Genomic DNA, 305 nt, shown 5'->3' with positions numbered 1-305 from the left:
CGCCCATGCGAAGCAGTTCAAGCGCATGAAGAAGGCGCTGCGCACGTTGCGCTCGCGCGTTGGGCGGGTGATGCGTGATGTGGAGCGTCAGCTCGATTCAGTTTCCGACACCGGGCGCAGCGCGCTAACGGAGTTGATCGGCCGCACCAGGCGGATCCTGGCACAGAAGCAAAAGGACCGGAACAAGCTTTACGCCTTGCATGCGCCGGAAGTCGAATGTCTGGCCAAAGGCAAGGCCCGCACGCCGTACGAATTCGGCGTCAAGGTGTCGATCACGACGACCCACAAGGAAGGGCTAGTGATCG

The 305-nt window shown here is 61.6% G+C and carries 1 pseudogene; it reads left to right on the top strand.

What is annotated here, in order from left to right:
* A pseudogene (locus AB4Y34_RS42240) lies at window positions 1–305 on the top strand (IS5/IS1182 family transposase); the annotation flags it as partial.

It is taken from the genome of Paraburkholderia sp. BR10954 (genome assembly GCF_040965775.1).
GTDB classification, from domain to species: domain Bacteria; phylum Pseudomonadota; class Gammaproteobacteria; order Burkholderiales; family Burkholderiaceae; genus Paraburkholderia; species Paraburkholderia youngii.
The sequence above is the reverse complement of the archived record's forward strand: the minus strand, read 5'-3'. Positions and strand labels throughout refer to the sequence as shown.